Here is a 23347-nt window from a genome sequence, read left to right on the forward strand (position 1 = left end):
TCGCATATGGAAAAAGGTTACCGTCTTTTAGAGCGGATCGAGCTAGGAGAACCAAAAAACTGCTACGAGAAAGTGGTGTCTCATAAGCATTTGATTGAATCCATTCACTCGCATCTCGCTGACTTGTTGAATACGCACTCCGGCAACGCAATGATCGACAATGAGTATGGTCTGCCAGATTTTAACGACGTACTTTCTAACAACACAAACCTCGTTCGCCATATTCAAAAAAACATCACGTCAACCATAGAACGCTTTGAGCCCCGACTGTTTAATGTCGAGGTTCATTACCGTGAAGACCACCATAATCCATTACAACTCGGCTTTGGTATTCGCGGCGAAGTTTCCCATAACGGCGGTAAAGTCCCAATGTCGATCGATGTCTACATGGGAACCGACGGCCAATTTAACGTTTAGTAGGTGCCACTTGAGTAACAGTAAATACTTTCAAGATGAACTCACGTATTTACGCGAGTCGGGTAGTGAGTTTGCCAAATATCATCCGAAGTTAACTCACTTTCTCTCTGAAGGAACTTTTGATCCAGATGTCGAACGATTGCTGGAAGGTTTTGCTTTTTTGACCGGACGCATCCGCGAAAAGATTGACGATGAACTTCCTGAGCTAACGCAATCTCTGATGACTTTGCTGTGGCCACATTACATGCGTTCGATCCCGTCTTTGTGCATTAGCGAACTAAAACCGCATACCGGAAGTGTTACTGAGAAAACCGTGGTGAAACGTGGTGCGGAAATGGCTAGCGAGCAGGTAGAAGGCACGCAGTGTTTGTTCCGTACTTGTTATGACGTCAATCTATACCCAATTACGATTACTAACATTGAACAAACTAACAGCCGCACCAGTTCGATGATTGATGTAACGTTATCGACGGAGCATGGCCTTGAGCTGTCTCGGATAGGTTTAGACACGCTGCGATTGCACCTGCATGGTGAGATTCATATTACTCGCACTGTCTTCTTATGGCTGTTCCGTTATCTAGATTACTTCGAGTTGGATGTTGGTGGTGGCTACAAACACCGCCTAGGGCCAGAATACGTTAAGCCAGTGGGGCATGAAGAAGACGAAGCGCTGCTGCCTTACAGCAAAAACTCCTTTGCAGGCTACCGTTTGCTGCAAGAATTCTTCTCTTTGCCAGATAAGTTCATGTTCTTCGACATTAAAGGCTTAGAGTGGCTAAAAGGCATTCCACAGCGCAGTACGGTCAAAATCAAATTCCACTTTAAGCGTGCTTTGCCTTCAGAGGTGGTGCTTAAAGATAAACACTTAAGGTTGCACTGCACACCTGCGGTTAACTTGTTTGAAAAAGACGGCGATCCAATCCGTTTAGAGCATCGACGAAACGAGTACAAGGTGCGTCCACAAAGTAACACTCAGGAGCATTACGAGGTTTATTCCATTGAGCAAGTGGAGAGTTGGAGTAAAGACGAGCGTCGCCGAAAACCACTGATTGAATTTGAATCGTTTGAGCACCAAATCAACCAGCGTGATAAGCGAGAGTTCTACAAATCCAAAGTGGGCGAGCGAGTAAGCGGAAGAGGGTTAGAGCGCTATATCTCATTCCATACTCACAATGGCGACATCGCGGATTTAGGGACTGAAACAGTATTGATGAAACTGCAATGCAGTAACGCGGACTTAGCGGAGCGCCTGTCAGTAGGGGACATCACGTACGCGACGCACAAATCGCCAACGTATGCGACGTTTAAAAACATTACTAAGCCAACACAGTCAGTAAGTCCTCAGGTTAATGGTGAACTTCAATGGCAGTTGATTGCCAACATGTCGCTCAACTACTTGTCTTTGGCCAATATCGATGTGTTGAAAGTGTTGCTCTCGACTTACGACTTCCACTCTCGAGTCGATAGACAAGCCCACCGCGCGTCGATTCATCGACTTGATGGCATTATTTCTTCAGAGATGAAACCAATCGATCGCGTATTTCGTGGTGTATCTGTGCGTGGTAACCAATTCAAGCTCGTGACGGACTCTAAGTTCTTCGTAAATGAAGGCGATATGTTCCTTATGGCCACGGTATTGAATGAATTTATCCGTTTATATTCGAGTGTGAACTCCTTTACCGAACTAGAGGTGTTCGATGAAGCGACGGGCGAGGTTTACAACTGGGCAAGCCTAATCGGGCAGCAGACGATACTATGATTAACACACTTTCTGATAAGTCGAATGAGTTTAGTTTCTACCAAGCGGTGTTGCTGTTAGAGAAACACTACCAGCTGGAGCCAAACTCAAATTTTGTTGCCGTGGGCGAGAACAAATACTTTCACCAAGAGCGAATTGAGTTCAGCGTGTCGCCAAACCTGTGCTTTCCAAAGAGTGATATGGACTTTATTACTCATATGGAAAGAAACGGACAGCAATATTCACGTATTGAGACGAACTTTCTTGGCTTGCATGGTTCAAGCTCGCCCCTGCCAGCGTCTTACACTGAGAAACTCGTCGGTCGTGATCCCGATGATAACCCAGTGAAGGATTTCTTCGACTTTTTCCACAACCGCTATACAAGCTTACTGTATCGTGTTTGGAAGAAATACCGATATCACGTGCAGTACAAAAGCGGGGCAAGCGATGCGTTTTCTGGGCGCATACTGCATTTGGCTGGTCTCTCTAGTGTTATGCAAGATTGTGAAGTCGCGGAGTTAGATCGAGCGAAAGTTCTGTCTTACGTGAACCAGTTATCTACGCGTACACGTTCACCTAAGCTTATTTCCGGTATTGTTTCGCACTACTTTTCACTGCCGAATGTGCGAATCGAAGAATGGGTTTATAGACGCGTAGAAATCGCTGAAAGCCAGCGTAACAAACTCAATCGTTCCAATTGTGTATTGGGGCAAAGCTTACACTTGGGACAAAGCATTGCGGATTTGAACGGCAAGTTTAACTTGTGTATCGACAACATTGATTTTGAAACGTTTAAGCAGTTTTCCTACGATGGTGAGTTACATAAGACGCTGGTGGGCTTGATGCGCTTTATTCTGCGTGACCCAATGTCGTGGGACCTAAAGTTGACAGTTAACCTAGACAGTATTCCAGAAAACAAACTGGGTAATGGAGAAGGGAACCAACTAGGTCAAACGTTCTGGCTTGGCAACCCAGGTGATAAAGACGCCAAAATTCGACTTATCGGAAGCATATAAGAAAGCCGCTCAACGAGCGGCCCTTTATGTTTTCCTCGAAGAGGTCAGAAAAGCTTAACGACTGATCGGCTGATGCAGTACAACGGTAGTATCAAGCCTTTGAATGCCGTTAAATGATTCAATTTCATTACAAAGATGATGAATAGACTGCAGGTCGGGCGCTTCAATTAGGGCAATAATATCAAAGTTGCCACCAACAACGCTCGTTAAGCGAACCTCAGGGATTTCTTTAAGTGCATTCGTTACATCATTCTTCTTACCCTTTTCACAAGAGATCAGTAGATAACTAGCGGCTTTTCGCCCTTCATTTTCTACGCGAATCTGTGCGGTATAGCCTTTGATAATACCGGTCTTTTCTAAACGATTAATTCTTTCTGCTACTGCTGTTCGAGACAAACCAATGTTTCGGGATAGATTCGCAATCGACTCTCGCCCATTCGACAATAGACTTGAAAGTATTTTTCGATCTAATTTATCTAAACCTTGTAAAGTCATGTTTGAAATCATGTGTTCTGCCTATTTTGTTTTTATATTGTTATTAAATCGACTCTGGGAGCGTAAAGTTATACAGCTCAGCAAGAGTGAATGGGTTTTTCTGTGTCAACGGAGTGATGCGTAAGCTCAAGTCCCTCCCTGACACTTTTATGTCACTGACAAAGCTGCCGTTATGAGTGTTTGTCAAGGTCGAGTCACCTAGCAATCTGTATATCGCCCATTGACCACTCTTATTTAAAACGTGCTGTCTGCCTTCATCGGTTACATCCTGGAGTGTGATACTAATATTGAAGTCACCATTTTGCGGTGGCCATGCCATTTCACGAATGCGGCTTGGACCGTGGTAGTAACTTATATTGGTATCTGCAATTTTTAAGCTCGCTCTAATCGCACTAGAATCAAGATCGAGTACTCTTGCACTAAACGGAATATGAACGCGGTTAGTGCTTTTATTAATTAATGTGTCTCGAATAACGTTATAGTTACGCAGTTGCACTAACAGAGCCGGAGAGATTGGCATCGTCTCGCCATCCACCTGTTTTGGCGTCCACAAATTGGTATCGTAGAACGGTGCAAAATTTTTCTGAATAAATGTGTCTAACAAGCCACCTGAAGCAAACAGTAATTCAAAATCTTCAATTGAGATTTCCTCAGTCGCTGTTAGATCAAATGGGTATCGTCCTAGCCCTATCTCTTTAAACTTGGTGTAAATCTCGCTGTACCATTGGGTTTGAATGCCTTTAGCGGACTCTTTAATCATGACTGACCAGCTTTGTTGAACCACATCTAACAACCAGCTACGAACGGGTTCCGGTGATTTTTGGGCAATCTGTTTAAGTTTGATTAATGGGTCAGCTTCACTGCTGTTCATTCGATGCTGAGCTGCCGCTAGCGCCGCCATTTGCGGGTCAGGTGCATCAGCGATGTCTTTCATATAAGTGCGAACACGGCTTAACGCTGTTACGGTCTCATCCCAAGGAGTAGGGGAGTTTGGTGTTTCACTGACCTGAAGTTGGTTTAATAAGTGAAAAGCTTGTTCAACACGTTTCATCAACAAGTAATCAGGCTTAACTACTTCCTCTACTGCGTCTGATGCGGAGTCTGCCGCTGCCACGAGTTTCGGGTCTAGTTTTGAAATCAGAGCATTTTTTTCACCAACGGGTGAAAATTGTGTGTTGGCATAGACCTGCTTCAGTACGGTTGTCATTGGTGAAGAAGGGCCCGAGATTAAGTCTATCGCGTTCGTTAGATCGCCGACATTGTCATAGTTTTGGACTTTTAGTTCACTCAGCGCATTGCGCCAATTACTGATGTAGTCGTCAGTATATTTTTTACGTACTTCCTCTTTGAAGGCTTCTTGTTCTTCACTAGTAGGAATAACGTGTTGTGACAGACCTAAAACCCAGTTGTCACTGATGACTTGTTGTGACATTAGGTCCACGCGTGGTCGATAAAAAGTACTAAAACCAGTGGAGGTATAGATCTTATCTACGATCAAGCGTTCACTATCGATTGGTGTGTTGAATACATTGCTAAACTCAAAACCCACAGCTCGTTGCAGATCTAGGGTTCCTAAATCAATCGAATTTGCTTCGTTTAAAATGCCTGCATAAACGAGATCAACATTCGAATTTGCTAGCAGTGAGCGACGTGTTGCGCGAACAAGATCCATATTGATATCAATTGGATCAAACTGTGTGCGAAAGTAAGCGTCCAAATAGCGCATCGCCTGATTGACGACGTCACTTTGGTTGCTCAAATCGTTCATCATTTGGAGAGTTTGATGACGCAAAAAACGGATATCACGCTTTGTTGGATCGTTTAGCATTAGATACCCCTTCAATAGAGGTAAAGCGCGTGTAAAAGTGTTTTGATTTTGTGTCAGTTGTAGACGGTAACCTTTCTCAATGAGAGGTATCAACTGTTGAGCAACGTCCTTAAGTAATGCTTCGTAAGCGATGCGAGTGCTTTGATCCAAACGGCTAATGTTGAGTGGTAATATCTCTTCATCCAAAGCCTTAGAACCTTTAAGCCACGCCCCATAAGAAGGCTCTATTGCTTTCGTCGCCTTCGCTAAAAGCTCATTGAATCTTGCATCTTGCTCCACTTGCGATTTGTCATCGATACTCAAGAGTTGATTCATCACGTGTAAGTTACTGTCTAATGTCGTGAAAAAGAAGTAACTGCCCCCAGTAAGCAGGATAATAGAGCCGAGTATTGCCAAACGGCTTTGTCTCTGAATTAGACGAAGATACGTCTTGTTTTCGCCCGCAAAGTCGCTTTCCGGCAATATTTGTGAATCAATCAGAAAGCGAGAGAAATAAGGCGTTTCTGTTAACTGTGTATGCTCTGACGCGATAATAGGTAAGTTGAAGTAATTACTACAACTTTTTGCAAGCAAATTGTACTTGCGACCGCCTTGCAGACTCGAACTAAAGAAAATCTCACGGATGTCTAGTGAATAGACACCGTTGTTAACATCACATAGACGCTCAAGCACATAGCTGACTTCAGACTGACATAGCTCAAACTGCTTAGGGAAAGCGAGTATTGCTTGTTTCTCATCAATGTCCGTTGAATTAGCGGATGCATCTAGCGCATTACTTTCAAGCACTCTCACTAGATTTCGATAGCTATCGCGGTAGTACTCTGCAAATACACCCTTGGCTTCTTTTAGTGGGATAGAGAGGAACTCAACACGTGTCTTGAGAGAGCTAAAGTGCATGTATTCTTTAAAGCCATCTAACTTGTCTAGCTTTGACATAATCAAATAGATTGGCAATGCTGAAGACGTTTTAGAGTTGATGGTACTCAAGCGCGCCAATAACGACGAAATGGTGTACTCTTTTTGTTCTGGCTCAGAGACGATCATGAACTCGAAATCGATGAAGAATAGACACCCAGAAAATGGCTTTCTAGGTCGATGATGAATAACTTCTTCAATGAACGTATTCCATAAAGAAGCATCACTGCTTGATACTTCCTGGAACACTAAGCGTTGGTCTGGTTTGATGTATACAGCGCTGTCAGATTCGTACCATTCAAAAAAGTCATTCTTAGCGGTTCTAGTGCGATCCATCGGTTTAATTGCACTAGAATTAAATAAAAATTGACGTCGCCCTGACCCTTTATTACCAAGCATCAGGTAAATTGGTTTCTTGCCTGAGTTAGCAAGAAGAGGCTGGATAACCATAGAAAGTGCTTCTTCCTCGGTTTCCAAATGTTGAGCTTTAGCGTTGTTCTTTTTCTTCAACCATAATGTGAATTGAAAAATGACGTAAACAATGGCGATAGCACCAAGGGTCAGCCAAAGATAAATTTGATCGATTTCGTCAAGAAAAAGCAGATAAATAGTGGTGATAATTGCAGCCACTAAAAACATCAATATGGTAGAAATCACCACTGGATTTCTAAACAGTTTTTGTTTGAACATAAGCCTAAAACTTCTTTAATTGTATTGTTATTTATTGTCAGTTTTTTCAGCTTGTAGCTGACTCAATTTATATAGGTAGATGTTCAGTAAAAGGGTTGCGCGGTCAATTTCCTTTTGCTGTGAATACTTTTCAGCGTATTCAATACGACCTAAAAGCGGGAATAACGAGTTACTGTATTCGTACGCCTTTTCAGAGTTCTTATCTACATTCTGTCTAGCTACGTTGGCAAACACCGTTCTTGCGTCTGAGAATCGCTTATAAACATCCATAAACTGGTCTTCTAAATGGGCGCTCTGTGTCAAAAAGTTCTGACGTAGTTGCTGTGCAGAAGACGAATCCGGATAGATTGCGATTAATTCATTGGTCAAGCTATCGAGCTCGCTGACGTTACTTACTTTTGCCGAGTCTAAAAACCAGTTATTCATCATAATATCGACACGATTAATGGCCTGCGTTTTCAATGACTGAGCATATTTTTTATTTTCGTAATCTAACGAGGCGACCAAATTTACAAGTTCATTAAGTGAAGCTTGATTAATTTTTTGTTCCAATGTTCGATAACGTTGTTGCTCGTACATGAAATGTGAACATATCGCAGTAACAATCAAACCAATAACGAAGTAGATCATAAATCGACCAGACTTTGCCGGTGATGCTTTCTCTTGGCTATTTAGGTTGGGTAATGACACCGGTGCCGGAGAGGGAGACACATTCACTTTAATTTCAGGTGCCTTCTGCGTTGCTGCAGGAGCGCTAGTGTTGGCTTGTTTTTTCTCGCGTAACTCAGCCGCAATCTGTTGTTCTTTTATCTGCTCAATCCATTGATTCAAAATACGGCGAATGCGACCTAATGACGGCGCTTCAATACCGTAATGAAGACGAAGCTCTTCCTCAATCCTCAAGCATAATTGATGTGCTGCCTCTATCAATGGAAGCTCTTCTGGTAACGCCCGATGCTTATTAATTCGTTTTTCAGTATGCTCTACCATCCATTCAATAGCGCTCATTCGTGCCTTTGACTTTGAATGCTCTGGATACGCGTTGAACCAATATACGACACACACATCAAGTATTGAGTTTAACCCTTCAACAAGGCCTCTTAAGCCGTCGTTATAGGTTGACGCAACGGTAAAGTAACAGCAACAACGTAGGTCTTTCGCTTGGGTACTCAAGATCTTTTTTGAGAGTGTTTGAACCGTTTTCCACGAGACTCTCCCTGTGACTTTATTCAGGTTGTTTATTTGACGTTTAATTTCGTCAAAATCCTCAGAACCATTAGGATTAGAGCCGCTTGGGTTATTTTCATCGATTGGTCTTCGAGCGAAGTCGGTAAAAAACATAAAGAAAGTTCCAACTGATCATATAGAAGTATTAAGTTATATAGGATTTCACTACTGTTATATTAAATTATAAGCAGTGCACATCTGCCGCAATTCTATAGACAAAATAAGCGGATTAGATAATAAAAATTCATTAAAAGAAATTAAATTACTTTTAGTGTGATCTTTGTTCATAATATTAATATCAATAGTTAAGTATATTTATAAGAAGAAACTTATATATGAAGATGAGAACGTTGATTAAAAAGTAACTAAATTGTTATCGGAGATTACGGTTTGTTCAATTAGCAATCAAATTCTGTGACTTCTATTTAAATAGAAAGATTTACTGTCTCGTCACTTAATCTGTAGTCGGTTCTTTAGTTTTTGTTTGTAGGTAAAACAACCAACCTGATAGTTGAAATGTATTAAATTATAGGTGTTTTTTTAGGCTTATTGAAAAAGAGAATATAATTGATATCTTTCGCCTCTAAGTAGAATATCGGTTTTCCTAGAGGGACGAAATGCTAAAACCAAGTCAAATTGGGCTGATTTCAGCCATGTGTCTATTTTCTTCTGTTGCAATGGCAAAAGGGGAGCGATATGGACTCTCTACCAGTATCTTGACTATCGATAGCATTAAATACGATGAAGGTAAAAGTGGTGAGCAGGATACGCTTAGGTTCGGCTTGGTTCATACTCGTCCTATTGATGAAAACAATAACCGTTGGCGTTGGTGGTTAGGGCTAAACTATCTAGCAGAAGATATTGAAGCGCCAGCAAACGGCTTATATCAAGAAGCGACGAACTATGAACTTCGTGTTGTTCCTCAATATGCGTTGACTTCTTGGAGGGTTTTCACGCCATATGTTGGTGCGGGCTTGTCTGTCGGTTACTCGCAATATTCTAATCGCTGGCAAGTAGACCAAGAGGGCTATCGTTATGAGAGTGTTGAAGACATCGACCAGTTTGAGTTAGGTGCGGTTGTGACCCTTGGTACTGCTATAAAGTTAGGCAGTAATCCTGACGCCCATATACAAATTATCCCGCAGGCCTCTTATATCCTTCCGGTTGTAAATGATGGAATTGGTGGGCTTGAACTATCAGTTTCTTTGCTCTTTTGAGGTTCGTAAATGTACTCAAATCAGCTAGTTTTATTTATCTCAAAGTGTCCAGAGGAATACACCGGTGCAAAGCATATTGAAATGCCTGAAAGTGGTGGTTCGATAGGTCGTTCCCCAAGCTGTAGCGTGTCTTTAGCCGATCACAACCGCTTTATATCGGGCACTCATTGTTTGCTCAGCGTGTATGGAGATACCTACTATATAAGTGACGTATCAACTAATGGCACAATGGTAAATGGGAATAAAATACTAAAAAATCAACCCGTTGCGATAGTTGATGGCGACATCATTTCTTTAGGGCAATATGAGATTGGTGTTTCTCTTGAGCACGTTACCTCAACACTAGACATCGCCGCTGATATTGCTCCTGAGCGAGTATCTAGCGATCCTCTGGTTAGTCTAGGAGATGCGGTTGTCGAAGAGGAAGAAAAAGTCGGTGCCTTAGAAGATTTGTTTATGGAGACTAAACAGGATGACATTGATTGTCATGATCCTGTTGCTCACCTTAACTTTTCGATGCAGCGAGATGACGATTACTTAATTCGTGATAATGAGCGTACAGAATCTGAACAACCTAGAACCGTGGAAAGCACGCGTCAGGTGGTCGATGACAGTTTCAGTATATATTCCGAATTTGATCAACCAAGCCTAATCCCTGAAGACTGGATGGCTGCGGAAACCAAGAGTAACGCATCAGTCAATGACGCATTAGCGCCAGAAAGCGGTAAGCCACATAGAGCCGATATTGCCTCAGCTGAGGTGATGCAACCTGGCACAGTAGCCCCAGATAGCGCGATTCAAAGACAACATCGTACGCCTAATGTAACTGAGATGGTCGTAGAGCAGGCTAATACAGGGTCAAAATGGGAAGAGATGACCCAATCTTTTACGCCTTCTCCTAACACTAATCAGCAACTTCAAATACTTACGGAGCATCATGCGATAAACACCACGACGAAAGCACAAGTCGATACTGATGCGGCCGTTTGCTCTCAAGATATAGCGCAAGCGTTTTTTGATGGTTTGGGTATTCGAAATCCAGAGTTGATGACAAACGAGGCGCAGTTATTCAAGCAAATGGGCACTTGCTTGCGTTTATGTATTGATAACCTACAGAAAGAGTTGCACGAAGTGGAATCGTTAAAAGATGAGCAGAGTGCGAGTGAGGCTAACTCGAACATTGCAGAGCTAATGCTCACTTTGAATAGTCAGCAATTACTGGCTCCAAATGAACTGGTTGAACAAATGCTCGATGAGCTGAACGACCACCAAGTGATGCTTAACAAAGCACTGAATGAGCTCGTTTTAGAACAGTCTGAAACGAACGATCCCGTAGCATTTGCTAACAGGGTCGCTAGCCAGTCTTTGTTCTCAACTAAGTCAAAGCTGTGGGCCGAATACCTAGATTTCTACACTAATAATCGTCGCCTGCTTAATGAAACATCCTTAAAAGGGCTGATTAAGAAAAACTATAACAAAGTGATTAAGGGAAACCATGCGTAGTATCGCTGTATTACTCGGATTTGCCATGTTGTCCGGTTGTTCCATGTGGGATCAATTTAAAGAGTCCACGGGTATCACACCAGAAACTTCGTCGATTGAATTGGTTATTGAGGCATCACCTGTACTCAATGTGAGAAATGGGGGCCAGTCATCTCCAGTTATTCTTCGTCTTCACGAATTAAGTTCGCCAGTATTGTTCCGAAGCTTAGATTTCTTTGCCTTGTTTGAGAGCGATAAAGCGTCGTTGGGTGATGAGTACATCAAACGTTACGAATATCAAATACAGCCAGGTGGAAAAGTTCATGAAATGCTAACTCTAGACCCTGACACTCGTGCCGTCGGTTTTTCAGTGGCTTTTCGTGATATTGATGGTTCGTCATGGCGAAAAGTGGAAGTTATTGAAGAGAAGAGCGAGTACTACATCAAGCTCAAGTTAGAGGGCAGTGAGTTAATTTCTGATAACACTCGCGGCATTGAACAGGTTTACTTTTAAGGGATAGAAACATGTCTTTATACAATCCAGTTGTTTGGCAAGATGGAATGTTCATGAAGCCGCAGCATTTTCAACAACTCGATCGTTCGCAAAGTAAACTATCGAGCCTACTGAGTGCCAATGCATCGCCTTTGCATTGGGGAGTTAAACGTTTAGAAATCAACTCTCAGTTACTAGCACTGGGTAAAATCGGTATTACTCGTGCTGAAGGTATTTTACAAGACCGGACACCATTTGAGCTTCCGTTGCTTGCTGAGCTGCCTGAAGTGAAAGATGTAGATCCTTCGATTGCCGATAAAGTCGTTTATTTGTGCTGTCCGTTACCATCGGAACGTTCTGAGTTATTTGGTACCAAAAAAGACGGTGCGCGCTATACGATGGAATCTCAAGAAGCGGTTGACGCTTGTTATGATTCGGAAGACATGGCAAATATCGTCGTCGGTAAGCTTAACTTTTGCTTAATGTACGATCATGAAGATAAGAGTGCTTACACGTCTATTCCGATCTTAAAGATCTCAGAAGTGAAGCCTGATGGCAGCGTGATCTTAGATGATAGTTTCATTCCTACCTGTATCGATATTCATGCGTCGACAGTACTGAGTAAATTTGCGACCGAGTTTGCTTCTATGTTGAAGCATCGCGCGGAATCGATAGTCCAGCGATTAGGGGGGGTGGATCAACAAGGCGTATCATCGGTTTCTGACTTTATGCTATTGCAAGCGCTCAACCGATACGAACCCTTATTTTGGCATTTCGCCAGCACAGAAGCTGTGCATCCTGAGTCTTTGTATCGAATTCTTCTTCAGGCAGAGGGTGAGCTTTCGACGCTGTGCTCAACGACACGCCGACCTATTGAGTTTACGAAGTACAATCATGGTGATCTTACTAGCTGTCTTTCTCGCGTCCTAGACAGTGCGAAAATGACATTGAGCGTGATGTCTGAGCAAAGAGCAATTCCACTGACCTTAAAAGATCAGAACTATGGCATCAGAACGGCAGCAATCCCTGACAATAAGATCATTGATACGACAACCTTTATCCTCGCAGTTAAAGCCGACGTGACCTTGGATGTTCTGCATACCCAGTTTGTCAGCCAAACGAAGATCGGTTCTATCGATAACATACGTGACTTGATTAACCTTCAACTGCCTGGGATTGAGATCAAACCAATGCCAGTTGTGCCACGCGCGCTGCCGTATCACGCTGGCTACACCTATTTCGAGCTCGATAAAACGGGCGAAGAGTGGATGGCATTGAAGAACACTGCTGCGATTGCGATTCACGTTGCGGGCGATTTCGCTAACTTATCATTGCAACTTTGGGCCGTTCGTCTATGAGTTACGCAGAAACCGACGTCACCGTAGTCTTATTCCAACCAGAGCCTGGCAAACCAATGGAGGTAATGCCAGCGCCTGACTTGTCGAGAAACATAGCAGTACAAGATCTATCTATCGATAACATGGGTATTAACCCGCTAGTGGACCAGTTCTCATGGTTGATCGCCAGTCTGTCTTGTATGTCTTCGATCCCTTGGCTTGATGACCCGATGCCATTTCGTGAACAAGTGGCACGTGAGATTCGAAAAGGTGAACGAAAACTTAATGAAATGGAGCTCGATCGTGCTTCGGTTCTTGTTATTCGTTACTGCTTGTGTGCGGCGATTGATGAATCTGTTTGTCGGCAAGAATGGGGAGCAAATAGTCACTGGAGCCAGAACAGCTTACTGTCTGAATTCCATAACGAAACATCTGGTGGTGACAAGTTTTTCGTTATTCTCGATCGCTTAAAAGCCGACCCTCGTAAATACCGTCACGTTATAGAGTTTCTCTATTTACTGCTTCAACTTGGTTTCCAAGGCAAGTATGGCCGTGAAGAGCGTGGTAACGAAAAGTTAGCGGAAATTGGCAGCACCATTTATCGATTAGTGCGAGATGACCGCCTAGCAGAACAAGAAAAAGTTTCTTTAATCAACCTTAAAGCTAAATACCTAAAGAAGCCGTTAAAAAGGGTAATTTCACCCAAGCTGACCTTGAGTCTTAGTGCGATGACGTTTGCGCTTATGTATGCGGCAACCTACATCGTCATAGACTTAAAATTTCAGCAACTGCTTGAAATGTATAGATAAACAGAGGTCTAAAATGAGATCTTCTGCCAGTTTTAGGGCTTATTGTGAATATCACTGGTCTTTTAGTGAAATTCACTAGTTATTTAGAGAGATTGCAGCTTGCGATCTCTTTTATCATTCAATCAATAAAATTCAAATGGATTGGTTATGGGCGTAACAGTTGGTGCGAATGGACTTTCGATAGTTCATAAAGGCTCAGGTGGTGAAGCGAATGCAACGCTCCCAGATGTTTGTTTAACTAAGGTCGGCAAGCCAGTCGTTCCTATCCCTTATGGCAACAATGCTAAATCAGCAGACCTTGCAGGTGGGACTACGACGGTCTCTATGGATGGCGGTAACAGTGTCGCTATCAAGGGCAGTACGTTCTCAAAAAGTACTGGCGATGCGGGCGGTGACAGAAAAGGCGTTGCCTCAGGCACGATAGAAGCCGAAGCAAAATTCATTTCAGCTTCACCAACGGTTAAGTTTGAAGGTAAGGGCGTATGTCGCCTGTCCGATCAAATGACCATGAACAAAGCCAACACTGTGTGTCTTGGCGGCGCACAAAACCCATCGGTTTCTGTGAGTGAAGAGCAGGAAGGGACGTATACGGTTGATTTGTATCTCTCATACTCAGACGGTGAACCCGTTCAAGGCGCAACATACACTCTCACAGATCAATCTGGCGCGGTGTTTGAAGGAACTCTCGACGACAACGGTAAAGCATCTGTTGGTGGCGTTGCTCCGGGGGAGTTTGCTATAGAGTACGGCGAGGACAGCCGTGATTTTATGCCAAATGTCCCAACCAAGACCAACCCGAACTTTGATCCAAGTGCAAACGCGCAGCTAATTATTGAAGAAGCTAAGCGTGGAGAAGTCGGTTTCTGGGAGAATGCGTGGAAGAGAATGTCTGGTGCTGCAAGCTGGGTTTGGGGCGTCATTCTTGGTGACTTTAACGATGATGCCTCCGTAGAACAGATTATTGCCAATACGGCCCTGACCATGATCCCTGTTGTCGATCAAGCAGCAGATGTCCGCGATTTATCAGCGAACATTATGACGTTGTTGAATGAGGAAGAACGTGAAAAGTCGGAAAACTGGCTAGCTCTTTCATTAACGCTTATCGGTTGTGTCCCGACATTTGGTAGTGCAGTCAAAGGCACTTGTAAAGTTGCGTTAAAAGGCGGTAAAGGAACATCAAAAGATACTTTGCTTGCTGTTTTAAGAGGCATGGGTAAAGGCGATCCAGAAAAATTCCTACGCACGTTAGATTGGATGGATTATGCAAAACAGACCAGCCAGATTGTTAGCGATGTTCTAAAACCTTGCATTGAAGTGGCAACTGAGTTGGCTTCACACGCAAACAGAATGGGTGCAGATGAGCTCGGTACGTATTTCTTGAAGTTAGCGGATGAGGTAAAAATCATCGATAAGATGGTACCGGATAAGCTTAAAGAAGCGATGGGCGAGTTTGATGACCTTTTTGCTCGAATTTTAGGTAAGAGTGAGAAAACTTACCCAGCAAAAGTAAAACATAATACTGGCGAGTCTGCACAGTCAGGAAAGAGTTCTGCGAAGGCAAATGAGGATAAAGGGACTAAAACAGTTCGTTGTAGAGTGTGTAAGCGGGCAATCGCCGATAAACGACATAAGAAAAAATGTGTCCTTCCAGGAAGGAAAAAATGAGTATGAGCAATAACGGTTTTTCTCGACATGTTTCTGGTGAAGCATTACTAAAGGCCAATCATATATTAGCTGAAAAATGTGATTGTCCTCTTACTGGACATCATCTGATTAGCTTTAATTTGTTCGAAAAGCTATCAACTCAGCGAACAGAACAGATGCGAAACAAAGAATACAGTTGGAACAGTTTAGACAATATAGTAATACTTCCCAGCAGTGACAAAGGTACGGCTAAAAAGGTTGCGTGCAAGTATCGATTGCCTTGGCATTCTAGCGGTCATACGGGTAGAAATACAGTAAGTAAACTTAATCTTAAGAGTGATGAACAAGTGTACTCTAATGCAGAGCCTACCTCGATGTTAAATGGAGGGAATCCAATGAAGAGGGCTAGTATGCTGAACAAAGACAAAAATAAGATTAAAGCATATCCTTCTAAAGCCTATCATAAGTTTGTAAAGCAAGAATTGCTAGAGACGTTGGAAAAGCTACACTGTGAAATGCCACCTCCTGTATATCGAAAAGAACTGAATGATCTTTCGGAAAGAATTTGTGACATGATAAGTGAATTTACGATATTGCTTCACAATACAGGAGGTGACTTTTCTCCAAAAGGAAATGGTTGTAGAAGCTCAGATTGTCAGCAAAGAACACACAAAAATACAACTTGGCCGGAGATAGAAGAAATATGGAGTGGACTTTTTTATAAGAAAGCCCTTAAGTTCAATTATCTAAAGGTTGCTAGTAAATTATAGGTTTGAGATGGAAATAGCATACATAAATGAAGACTTTAACGAGGGTGAATCATTATTTACAGCCGTTGATAGTCGGTCGTCTTTCTATGATGATAATGATTTCACTCCCACTTCTTGTATAAGTGAGATTGTGTGGAAAGATGATGATATCTATGAAATGGAAGCGTTAGATTTAATCAGAGGCGGTGCTTTTAATGTCACTAAGCCTATTGCTGAACTAATTATGAGTTTCGACCCATACGGTGTTGAAGTTTATCCCGCAAAATTAACCTGTTCCGGAGACGGAGTGTTAACTGAGCGCTACATAATAGCAGTAGATAACTTAGTAGATGTCGTTGATTATGATAAAAGCATAAAAGTGACTGACGTAACTACTCGTTTTTACTTATCTGATGAAAAGATCAAGGAACTTCCGGATAGCAAGAGGCATGTTTTTAAACCTGTCGGAATGACAAAAACGTTCTTCTCAATCGAGTTGTTTGAAGCGCTTGTCCGTTTAGATGAGGAGGGTAAAATAAACACTAGTATCGTTGCCTTTTCATTTGATACATCCGAAGAGACGCCCCGAGTCTAGTGTAAGTAGGTAAATATAATAATGACTAACTACATAGTTTTATCTAAACAATCTTTGACTGACTTCCCATTCCAGCAAAGCCCTAAGCCAATAGTGCCAATTGAGCCTGATTTACTGCTTGAAATGACCTTTTCTCCAAAGTTATTTATCATCAGCGATATTGCGTCAAAAGTGGAGAAACTGGTCGTACACGGAGTAGAGTGGTTAGACGCTCGTGTCGATTGTTCTCCAAGCCAACCAACAGATGATCAAATTAAAGTTTACGAAGATTATCGAATGCCTTACATCCATCAAACTTATAAATTGACGGACAAAGAAAAACAATACGGCAAGTTAAACTGGTTAGACATCGAGTCAACGGAGTTTGATTTCTCTAAATTAGAAAATATTCCCTTAGAAGAACGATTAATATTTAAACTAGAAGAAGACTTTGGATTAGTTTTTATTCACCAGAGTGTGATTGACCTTCTTAAGAAAGACGTCAAAGACGTTTGGGTAAGGGATGTATAATTAATAGCGCCGAAAGGCGCTTTTTATTTTCTTTAAAATAAAGTATGGTCTCCCTCCTTTTAAAGTGGTAAGTGTTGAATAATTCAACAGTGGTTAGGTAAATGAATAAAATAACTAAACTCGCTTTGGCTTTGTCCGTATTGACATCTATTGTTGGGTGTCAACTGGTGTCAAATACGCCGATGCAATCGACAGCAACGAAGGAAATAATTGAAAAAGCAAAGGCAGAGTTTGATGGACAACGTTTTTATAAGTTGAATGAATATGATGAAGAAATCAACGTTTCAGATGACGGGGTCATTACCTTCAAGTCTTACTTACCACGCAGCGGCGGCTATGAATGGGTACCAATTGTGATACGCGATACTAGTTTTCGTGTTTCTTGCGATTATTTCAGTGAATATGTTGAAGCTGGAATGGTTGTTCAGGTTCAGTTTGTAGGTAAACGCGGGCGCATTGAAAATTACGACAAGCAACGTTGTGAAGAGTTTGGCGAGCCAACATGGCAATAAGATCTATGGATAATTAAAGCGCCGACAGGCGCTTTTTATTTACGTTTTAGTTAACCGTTAGAAAAGATGTAGACCAATCTTCGGAAGATTAGGCAAGCAATGCGTAGTATCTGGTCACAAGTTGGTATGAACTTGCCTTTTAGAAAACGCTAATAAAATCGCTAAACAGCTACATGATAATAGAACGACACCTAAGTTTTGTACTGTTCCAGCCATCGCTAATCCCGTCCCGATCATGATGTAGTACATGAGCCCAAATAAAGCGCCTGCGCTGCCAACCTGTTGTTTATAATTAACGAGTGCATCACTGAGTATGTTGGGTATCGCAATCCCATAAGACATGACGACTAACACCATTGGAGCAACAAACCAGATTGATTGGTTCAGAATCAACACACCGACTGATCCAACGCTAATCAATATTGCTGAGAACCAAAGTAGCTGGCTTTTTCGAACATTTTTGGACACTAGGGATTTGTTTAAATAACTTCCAAGCAGAGTGCCTAACCCCAGTACCATGCCACTGTATCCAAATTGTTCGGAGTTATACCCAAGTGCTGAGAAAGTAAATGCGCCAAGCTGGTAATAAGAAAATAGAGCAATGTTATACAAAGCAACCAGTAATCCTGAGCACCAAATTCGAGTGTCTCTTAGCATTTTCAAGCTAAGTTGATGCAACCGCACTGGTGTCTGTTCCTTCTGTGTTTCAGGAAGCTTAATAACGTTATAAGCGAGTAATACTAACGCGATTAAAAACAAGGCAAAAAACACATAACGGTATCCACCGAACGCTGTAAGCTGCCCACCTAATAGCATGCCAACTACCGGGCTGATTGATATGCCCATCCCCACTAAGCTGAAGACTTTACTCAGTTCTTGGCCGTCAAACGCGTCACGAAGCATGGTCTGTGTGACAACGGATCCTACCGCGATACCAAATGCGCTTAGGGCTCGCGCGGTCATGACAACAGCAAAGCTTTCGGTTTGAGTTGCGAGTAAAGATGCGCAGCCATAGATAAAGAGCCCAATAAGCATGGTGGGCCTTCTTCCCAGTTTATCTGCGAGAACTCCCCAAACTACAACGCCAATGGCAAAAGCTAGGAAGTAAATCGACAATGTTTGGGCTGCTTGTGCGTGGTTTACATCAAATGAAAGAGCGATTGAGCTCAGCGCTGGGCTATAAATAGTTTCTACAATTTGCGGAAACATCAACATAACCAGCATGAGCCATAAAGAGGGCTTAGTATTCATATTGTTACCCATCGTTAATGAAGTTGGCGGGCAGTATAAATGAGGCTATGATTGATCTAATAACAACATAAAAACCAAATACATCAACATTCGGACAAAATGGCGCTTATTAACGAAAAAACACAATTTGATGCAGACAAAATTTCTAATTGTGTAGTGGGAATTGCTGCGGATATTGGCAAGCACGACTCAGGTATGCATATGCACAAGAAAGGGCAGTTATTGTACGCACCTCAAGGTTGTATGAGTTTTGCTCTGGAAGACTCGATTTGTATTTTGCCACCGACAAAGGCGGTTTGGATCCCACCTGATACGCCGCATCGCGCACTAATGACGAATGTGGTGGCGTACCGATCTTTGTATTTTGATTGTGAGGAGTTTGCCTGTCCGAGTAAGATCACGATGATAGAAGTGAATAATTTACTCCAAGCTCTTATTGATAAAATGTCATTTTGGGAGTGGGATAAGCCTAGCAGCGAGATGGTAAATACGACGGCGCTTTTTTGGGAGGAGTTTTATGCTGCGAAACGTTATTCGTTTCAGTTGCCTTTGCCATCGCATCGGCGCTTAACAACGTTTCGTCGAGAGTTGGTTGAACCTTCATTTCTAGCTCCTTCGCTTACTGCTCTTGCAAGCAAAGTTGGGGCAAGCACCAAGACGGTAACACGATTATTTAAGTCGGAAACGGGAATGAATTATCAAGATTGGCGGCAACAGTGGAGGCTTTTAAAGGCAGTTGAATTGTTATCAACGGGCATGCCAGTCAGCGCAGCTGCCGATTGGCTGGAGTTTTCGTCAGACAGTGCTTTTATTGCATTTTTCAAAAAGCAAACTGGACAAACACCTCTGACGTTTATGAAAACCAAGCCTTAAGCGTCAAAATGCTCACACTCTTTCTAGAACAAACCCCAGGTTCGCAGGCTCAGCCTATAAAACATACATAGACAGGTACCAACGTGCAGGTTACTTGTCTTTACTCTGCAGTTTGCGAAAGTATTGCGTAGTAAAATCAACAAAGGCTCGGATGCGTTTTGGTTGATGTCGGTCGTGATGATAAAGGAGTGAAAATTCCACACTCGGAATGCTCCAATTGGTAAACACTTCTTTTAGCTTGCCTGTCTGGAGTTCTTGTTGACAATAAAGTGCTGGCACACGGATGATGCCATTTCCCGCCAAGGCTGCTTTTATCATTACTCTGCCACTCTTACATCGTAACTGTCCACGTATCTGGTGTTCCGTTGACTGCTTTGTATTCGTGTTCTCAAATGCCCACCGTGTCACACTACCTGTCAAACAAACGTGTTTTTCTAAGTCCTTTGGATGCGAAGGATAGCCATATGTTTCTAAATAGTTTGGGCTTGCGTATGTCCCCATTTCCACATCGATCAGTTTGCGAGCGATAAAGTTGGAGTCGTCTAACTTTCCCATTCGAAAAGCGATATCGAATTCATCTGCGATTAAATCGACACGATGGCTGCTAAAATCTAAGTTAATGCTCACTTGTGGGTGTTGGATTAGAAACTGAGCAACGATATCTGCGACAACGTCTTCTCCTAAATAGCCCCCCACACAGTTGATACGAATGTCACCTCTTAAGTCTTCTACATCATCAACCACTGCCATAACAGCTTGATCAATATTGTGAAGGGCAGTTTCACACTGTTTATACAGAACCTTGCCTGCTTCGGTGAGGTTCAGTGTTCGAGTGGTCCTTTGTAGCAAAGTGACACCAATCTGTTGCTCCAGATTTGTTATTTGACGTGAAACGTGTGAGCGAGAAACGCCAAGTTGCTCTGCTGCTTTCGTGAAGTTTCCTAGTTGAGCGATTAGGACGAAAGAGCGAATATCCGCAAGGTTGATGTGTGTTTGCATGATGACTTCTTCATAATTAAAAAAGTATTGTTGCAGTATAACAACAGTGTTTCAACTAGGTCGGTATATATCAACAAACAAAGTTTTCTTAAACTTACCGCCACTGATGTAAACCGTTCGATTAAGGATTCAAAATGAAAAAGTTAATTGTTATTACAGGCGCCAGTTCAGGCATTGGTGAAGCGATTGCACGTCACTTCAGTGAACAGGGCCATGCTCTTCTTTTGTTAGCAAGACGTGTAGAACGTTTGGAAGCATTAAACTTACCAAATACGCTTTGTGAAAAGGTAGATGTGACCGACAAAGCTTCTTTTGAGGCTGCAATTGAGAAAGCTGAAGCGTTGTATGGTCCGGTAGATGCACTTGTAAATAACGCAGGCGTTATGCTTCTAGGTCAGATAGATACTCAGGAAGCATCGGAGTGGAAGCGCATGTTTGATGTGAACGTAATTGGCTTACTCAATGGCATGCAGTCCGTCCTAGCACCGATGAAAGCACGTAACAGTGGTACGATCATTAACATCAGCTCTATCGCGGGCAAGAAAACATTCCCTGATCATGCTGCTTATTGCGGTACCAAATTTGCGGTTCATGCTATTTCTGAAAACGTACGTGAAGAAGTTGCGTCATCGAATGTTCGCGTTACGACGATTGCACCTGGTGCAGTGGAAACGGAATTACTTTCACATACAACGTCTCAAGATATTAAAGATGGCTATGACGCTTGGAAGGTGGATATGGGCGGCGTGTTGGCAGCAGACGACATTGCACGAGCAGTGCTGTTTGCTTATCAGCAACCGCAAGGTGTATGTGTTCGTGAAATTGCTTTGGCACCGACAAAACAACAACCTTAACATTGAGTTACGGCGATTTTAGGTCACTAAAGCCGTAAAACTTTGCATATCGATTCGTGATTGAGATGGCATCTTTAAACTAAGTTGCGTGAAAATTTAGGTCATCCATTTAAATCCGGACACTAAGTGTGTTATTGCTTATACCCAAGTTACTCAAGGTGAGAAAAAACTTTGAGTAATTTGGGTTTTTATTTGGTCTCAATTTTAGGTAGCGGAATTTATTTAGGTCGAAGGCGATAGTTGTGAAGAAAGGAGAGTGTGACGTAAAACAAAATGAAGCAATATCCGTCTCTTAATGAGAATTGATTTCATCAACGTCACAAGCCGTTACAATTATCCGTTAGGTATTATACTTTGTGGATGGTTAATATTTAACCAAACAAGGAGGTGTGTATGAAACGATTCGCAAACATACTTTTTGCAACACAAGGATTGCCAGGCCATAGTGACGCCCTCGAACAAGCGATGAGGATTGCATCTAGCAACAAAGTGCCTGTCTCAGGGCTAATAGCGTGTCCTGATTTCCCAACAGACATGATCCAGTATCAGCAAAGTTATGAGCAATCGCTGCAAGACTCCCTCAAACAAAGTATTCACGAATACAGACAGAAGCTGGGACTCTCTGAAGAGGATCTCGCATTTCCTCTTACTGTGAAAAGCAGTGAAAAGCCCGCTGTCTGTATTATTCAAGAAGCATTAGCTGATAACAAAGATCTCATCATCAAAGAAGCTGAACCGCTCGGTGAAGGTGCTGAGGGTTTCAAAGCTATTGATATGACTCTGTTACGAAAATGCCCTTGTCCGCTTTGGTTGCACCGACCAATTGATAAGCCAAGAGATAAGCGCCGTGTTGCTGTGGCTATCGACCCATTAACGGCAAGCGATGAACAGCACTCATTAGCCGTGCGTTTACTCGAATTATCGCGTTCGATAGCCGACACCTGCGATAGTCGTTTACACGTGATTTCTTGCTGGGAGTATTACTTAGAAAACTACCTTAATGGTAACGCTTGGATTCAAGTCGATGATGCTGAGTTGAAACATGAACTCGACAAAGCAAAAGCCGATCATAAACAAGCTCTGCAACAGCTGTTGGAGGAGTCTGGGATTACAGGTGAAATTGTGATTCACCACCTGCATGGAAAACCCGACGAAAAGATTCCAGATTACGTAGAGAGTATTGAGGTAGACGTGCTGGTAATGGGAACCTTAGCGAGAACTGGTATATCTGGCTATGTCATTGGTAATACGGCTGAAAATATTTTGCAATCGATTAACTGTAGTTTGGTCGCTCTTAAGCCCGATGGCTTTGTCTCACCGATTCAGTAATTGGGGTGTAACAAAGTTGGGTTTAAGTGATGTTTTAGGTAAAGGAGGGAGATGGATCTCTAGAACATGGAATTATCAATGTATCAATAAGTTATCAGAGGAGAGTGACATGAAAAACCTATGCCCGAAATGCCACACAGAAATGATAGAACGTTCGAATGTTTATGTTTGTCCGAGAAATGATATCGGTGACTGCACCTACGATGCATTCGAGTTAGCTGATGACGATAATCCATATACATTCAGCCAAGAACACGTAAGTAGTGACCTACGTTCTTATGCCGTAGCAGACAGCAAATAGCGGTTTGTATCGGCGTTCCTCTAAGTAGCACTCAGTGATTACTGTTTGCTACTTTTCCCTTGGTTT

General features: G+C 42.5%; 22 protein-coding genes. 17 read left to right on the plus strand and 5 right to left on the minus strand.

What is annotated here, in order from left to right:
* The first annotated feature begins 6 nt into the window (after positions 1-6).
* From tssE to tssG, 3 genes are read left to right on the plus strand one after another with little or no spacing between them, the layout of a single operon-like run.
* Positions 7-417: a type VI secretion system baseplate subunit TssE gene (gene tssE, locus R7035_RS09200; RefSeq protein WP_033906409.1), complete on the plus strand. Its 411-nt coding sequence runs from the start codon at positions 7-9 to the stop codon at positions 415-417.
* A gap of 10 nt (positions 418-427) precedes the next feature.
* Positions 428-2176 (plus strand): type VI secretion system baseplate subunit TssF, encoded by a 1749-nt coding sequence (tssF, locus tag R7035_RS09205; RefSeq protein ID WP_033906410.1) that lies wholly within the window; start codon positions 428-430, stop codon positions 2174-2176.
* Positions 2173-3171 carry a type VI secretion system baseplate subunit TssG gene (gene tssG, locus R7035_RS09210; RefSeq protein WP_005373373.1) on the plus strand — a complete coding sequence of 333 codons (999 nt, stop codon included), beginning with the start codon at positions 2173-2175 and terminating at the stop codon, positions 3169-3171. The genes tssF and tssG overlap by 4 nt, the downstream gene beginning before the upstream one ends.
* Positions 3172-3225: 54 nt before the next feature.
* Here tssG and R7035_RS09215 read toward each other — a convergent pair whose 3' ends face one another.
* The 3 genes from R7035_RS09215 to R7035_RS09225 are packed head-to-tail and all read right to left on the minus strand — an operon-like array spanning position 3226 to position 8440.
* Complete coding sequence (locus R7035_RS09215; RefSeq protein ID WP_005373369.1) at positions 3226-3678, minus strand: Lrp/AsnC family transcriptional regulator; 453 nt, start codon at positions 3676-3678, stop codon at positions 3226-3228.
* A 31-nt stretch (positions 3679-3709) separates the two neighbouring features.
* Positions 3710-7099 (minus strand): type VI secretion system membrane subunit TssM, encoded by a 3390-nt coding sequence (gene tssM, locus R7035_RS09220; RefSeq protein WP_033906411.1) that lies wholly within the window; start codon positions 7097-7099, stop codon positions 3710-3712.
* 27 nt (positions 7100-7126) lie between these two features.
* A complete protein-coding gene (locus tag R7035_RS09225; protein WP_186585412.1) occupies positions 7127-8440 on the minus strand; it encodes a type VI secretion system ImpA family N-terminal domain-containing protein in 1314 nt (437 codons plus the stop codon).
* Between the two features lie 503 nt (positions 8441-8943).
* On the opposite strand from R7035_RS09225, the gene R7035_RS09230 reads away from it, so the two are divergent.
* From R7035_RS09230 to R7035_RS09275, 10 genes are all read left to right on the plus strand, one after another.
* Positions 8944-9543, plus strand: a complete 600-nt coding sequence (locus R7035_RS09230) for a hypothetical protein (protein WP_005386114.1) — start codon at positions 8944-8946, stop codon at positions 9541-9543.
* A gap of 9 nt (positions 9544-9552) precedes the next feature.
* Positions 9553-11046, plus strand: a complete 1494-nt coding sequence (locus tag R7035_RS09235; RefSeq protein WP_033906413.1) for a type VI secretion system-associated FHA domain protein — start codon at positions 9553-9555, stop codon at positions 11044-11046.
* Positions 11039-11539: a type VI secretion system lipoprotein TssJ gene (gene tssJ, locus R7035_RS09240; RefSeq protein ID WP_005386118.1), complete on the plus strand. Its 501-nt coding sequence runs from the start codon at positions 11039-11041 to the stop codon at positions 11537-11539. The genes R7035_RS09235 and tssJ overlap by 8 nt, the downstream gene beginning before the upstream one ends.
* 11 nt (positions 11540-11550) lie before the next feature.
* Complete coding sequence (tssK, locus tag R7035_RS09245) at positions 11551-12876, plus strand: type VI secretion system baseplate subunit TssK (RefSeq protein WP_318146103.1); 1326 nt, start codon at positions 11551-11553, stop codon at positions 12874-12876.
* Entirely contained in the window at positions 12873-13664 is a 792-nt protein-coding gene (icmH, locus tag R7035_RS09250; protein WP_005386120.1) for a type IVB secretion system protein IcmH/DotU, read from the plus strand. The genes tssK and icmH overlap by 4 nt, the downstream gene beginning before the upstream one ends.
* 147 nt (positions 13665-13811) lie before the next feature.
* The gene (locus tag R7035_RS09255) at positions 13812-15329 is read left to right on the plus strand and encodes a PAAR-like domain-containing protein (RefSeq protein ID WP_136976744.1); all 1518 of its coding nucleotides are present in this window, start codon (positions 13812-13814) and stop codon (positions 15327-15329) included.
* A gap of 2 nt (positions 15330-15331) precedes the next feature.
* Positions 15332-16078, plus strand: a complete 747-nt coding sequence (locus R7035_RS09260; RefSeq protein WP_226083226.1) for an AHH domain-containing protein — start codon at positions 15332-15334, stop codon at positions 16076-16078.
* A gap of 7 nt (positions 16079-16085) precedes the next feature.
* Positions 16086-16652: an imm11 family protein gene (locus R7035_RS09265; protein ID WP_047008198.1), complete on the plus strand. Its 567-nt coding sequence runs from the start codon at positions 16086-16088 to the stop codon at positions 16650-16652.
* A gap of 21 nt (positions 16653-16673) precedes the next feature.
* On the plus strand, positions 16674-17162 hold the full coding sequence (locus R7035_RS09270) for a hypothetical protein (protein WP_033906419.1): 489 nt from the start codon (positions 16674-16676) through the stop codon (positions 17160-17162).
* A 101-nt stretch (positions 17163-17263) separates the two neighbouring features.
* Positions 17264-17674 (plus strand): hypothetical protein, encoded by a 411-nt coding sequence (locus R7035_RS09275; RefSeq protein WP_033906420.1) that lies wholly within the window; start codon positions 17264-17266, stop codon positions 17672-17674.
* A gap of 114 nt (positions 17675-17788) precedes the next feature.
* Here R7035_RS09275 and R7035_RS09280 read toward each other — a convergent pair whose 3' ends face one another.
* A complete protein-coding gene (locus R7035_RS09280) occupies positions 17789-18925 on the minus strand; it encodes a multidrug effflux MFS transporter (RefSeq protein WP_213895355.1) in 1137 nt (378 codons plus the stop codon).
* Positions 18926-19024: 99 nt separating this feature from the next.
* On the opposite strand from R7035_RS09280, the gene R7035_RS09285 reads away from it, so the two are divergent.
* Complete coding sequence (locus tag R7035_RS09285) at positions 19025-19798, plus strand: AraC family transcriptional regulator (protein ID WP_213895354.1); 774 nt, start codon at positions 19025-19027, stop codon at positions 19796-19798.
* Positions 19799-19888: 90 nt separating this feature from the next.
* Here the strand turns inward: R7035_RS09285 and R7035_RS09290 are convergent, their stop codons facing one another.
* On the minus strand, positions 19889-20797 hold the full coding sequence (locus tag R7035_RS09290) for a LysR family transcriptional regulator (protein WP_005373334.1): 909 nt from the start codon (positions 20795-20797) through the stop codon (positions 19889-19891).
* 134 nt (positions 20798-20931) lie between these two features.
* On the opposite strand from R7035_RS09290, the gene R7035_RS09295 reads away from it, so the two are divergent.
* From R7035_RS09295 to R7035_RS09305, 3 genes are all read left to right on the plus strand, one after another.
* Positions 20932-21651, plus strand: coding sequence for an SDR family oxidoreductase (locus R7035_RS09295; protein ID WP_005373333.1), 720 nt, complete (start codon positions 20932-20934; stop codon positions 21649-21651).
* A 393-nt stretch (positions 21652-22044) separates the two neighbouring features.
* Entirely contained in the window at positions 22045-22980 is a 936-nt protein-coding gene (locus R7035_RS09300) for a universal stress protein (RefSeq protein ID WP_005373330.1), read from the plus strand.
* A gap of 109 nt (positions 22981-23089) precedes the next feature.
* Complete coding sequence (locus R7035_RS09305; RefSeq protein WP_005373328.1) at positions 23090-23281, plus strand: hypothetical protein; 192 nt, start codon at positions 23090-23092, stop codon at positions 23279-23281.
* The last annotated feature ends 66 nt before the right edge of the window (positions 23282-23347 follow it).

Origin of the sequence: Vibrio sp. 1731, from assembly GCF_033339955.1 — a bacterium.
GTDB classification, from domain to species: domain Bacteria; phylum Pseudomonadota; class Gammaproteobacteria; order Enterobacterales; family Vibrionaceae; genus Vibrio; species Vibrio alginolyticus.

What these genes read in the sequence shown, in the direction of transcription:
- R7035_RS09290 (WP_005373334.1), bottom strand. Translation starts at nt 20,797, where the DNA reads ATGCAAACACACATCAACCTTGCGGATATTCGCTCTTTCGTCCTAATC.
- icmH (WP_005386120.1), top strand. Translation starts at nt 12,873, where the DNA reads ATGAGTTACGCAGAAACCGACGTCACCGTAGTCTTATTCCAACCAGAG.
- R7035_RS09275 (WP_033906420.1), top strand. Translation starts at nt 17,264, where the DNA reads ATGAATAAAATAACTAAACTCGCTTTGGCTTTGTCCGTATTGACATCT.
- R7035_RS09295 (WP_005373333.1), top strand. Translation starts at nt 20,932, where the DNA reads ATGAAAAAGTTAATTGTTATTACAGGCGCCAGTTCAGGCATTGGTGAA.
- R7035_RS09285 (WP_213895354.1), top strand. Translation starts at nt 19,025, where the DNA reads ATGGCGCTTATTAACGAAAAAACACAATTTGATGCAGACAAAATTTCT.
- tssJ (WP_005386118.1), top strand. Translation starts at nt 11,039, where the DNA reads ATGCGTAGTATCGCTGTATTACTCGGATTTGCCATGTTGTCCGGTTGT.
- R7035_RS09215 (WP_005373369.1), bottom strand. Translation starts at nt 3,678, where the DNA reads ATGATTTCAAACATGACTTTACAAGGTTTAGATAAATTAGATCGAAAA.
- R7035_RS09225 (WP_186585412.1), bottom strand. Translation starts at nt 8,440, where the DNA reads ATGTTTTTTACCGACTTCGCTCGAAGACCAATCGATGAAAATAACCCA.
- R7035_RS09255 (WP_136976744.1), top strand. Translation starts at nt 13,812, where the DNA reads ATGGGCGTAACAGTTGGTGCGAATGGACTTTCGATAGTTCATAAAGGC.
- tssM (WP_033906411.1), bottom strand. Translation starts at nt 7,099, where the DNA reads ATGTTCAAACAAAAACTGTTTAGAAATCCAGTGGTGATTTCTACCATA.
- R7035_RS09260 (WP_226083226.1), top strand. Translation starts at nt 15,332, where the DNA reads ATGAGCAATAACGGTTTTTCTCGACATGTTTCTGGTGAAGCATTACTA.
- tssK (WP_318146103.1), top strand. Translation starts at nt 11,551, where the DNA reads ATGTCTTTATACAATCCAGTTGTTTGGCAAGATGGAATGTTCATGAAG.
- R7035_RS09280 (WP_213895355.1), bottom strand. Translation starts at nt 18,925, where the DNA reads ATGAATACTAAGCCCTCTTTATGGCTCATGCTGGTTATGTTGATGTTT.
- R7035_RS09235 (WP_033906413.1), top strand. Translation starts at nt 9,553, where the DNA reads ATGTACTCAAATCAGCTAGTTTTATTTATCTCAAAGTGTCCAGAGGAA.
- R7035_RS09265 (WP_047008198.1), top strand. Translation starts at nt 16,086, where the DNA reads ATGGAAATAGCATACATAAATGAAGACTTTAACGAGGGTGAATCATTA.
- tssE (WP_033906409.1), top strand. Translation starts at nt 7, where the DNA reads ATGGAAAAAGGTTACCGTCTTTTAGAGCGGATCGAGCTAGGAGAACCA.
- R7035_RS09300 (WP_005373330.1), top strand. Translation starts at nt 22,045, where the DNA reads ATGAAACGATTCGCAAACATACTTTTTGCAACACAAGGATTGCCAGGC.
- tssG (WP_005373373.1), top strand. Translation starts at nt 2,173, where the DNA reads ATGATTAACACACTTTCTGATAAGTCGAATGAGTTTAGTTTCTACCAA.
- R7035_RS09305 (WP_005373328.1), top strand. Translation starts at nt 23,090, where the DNA reads ATGAAAAACCTATGCCCGAAATGCCACACAGAAATGATAGAACGTTCG.
- R7035_RS09270 (WP_033906419.1), top strand. Translation starts at nt 16,674, where the DNA reads ATGACTAACTACATAGTTTTATCTAAACAATCTTTGACTGACTTCCCA.
- R7035_RS09230 (WP_005386114.1), top strand. Translation starts at nt 8,944, where the DNA reads ATGCTAAAACCAAGTCAAATTGGGCTGATTTCAGCCATGTGTCTATTT.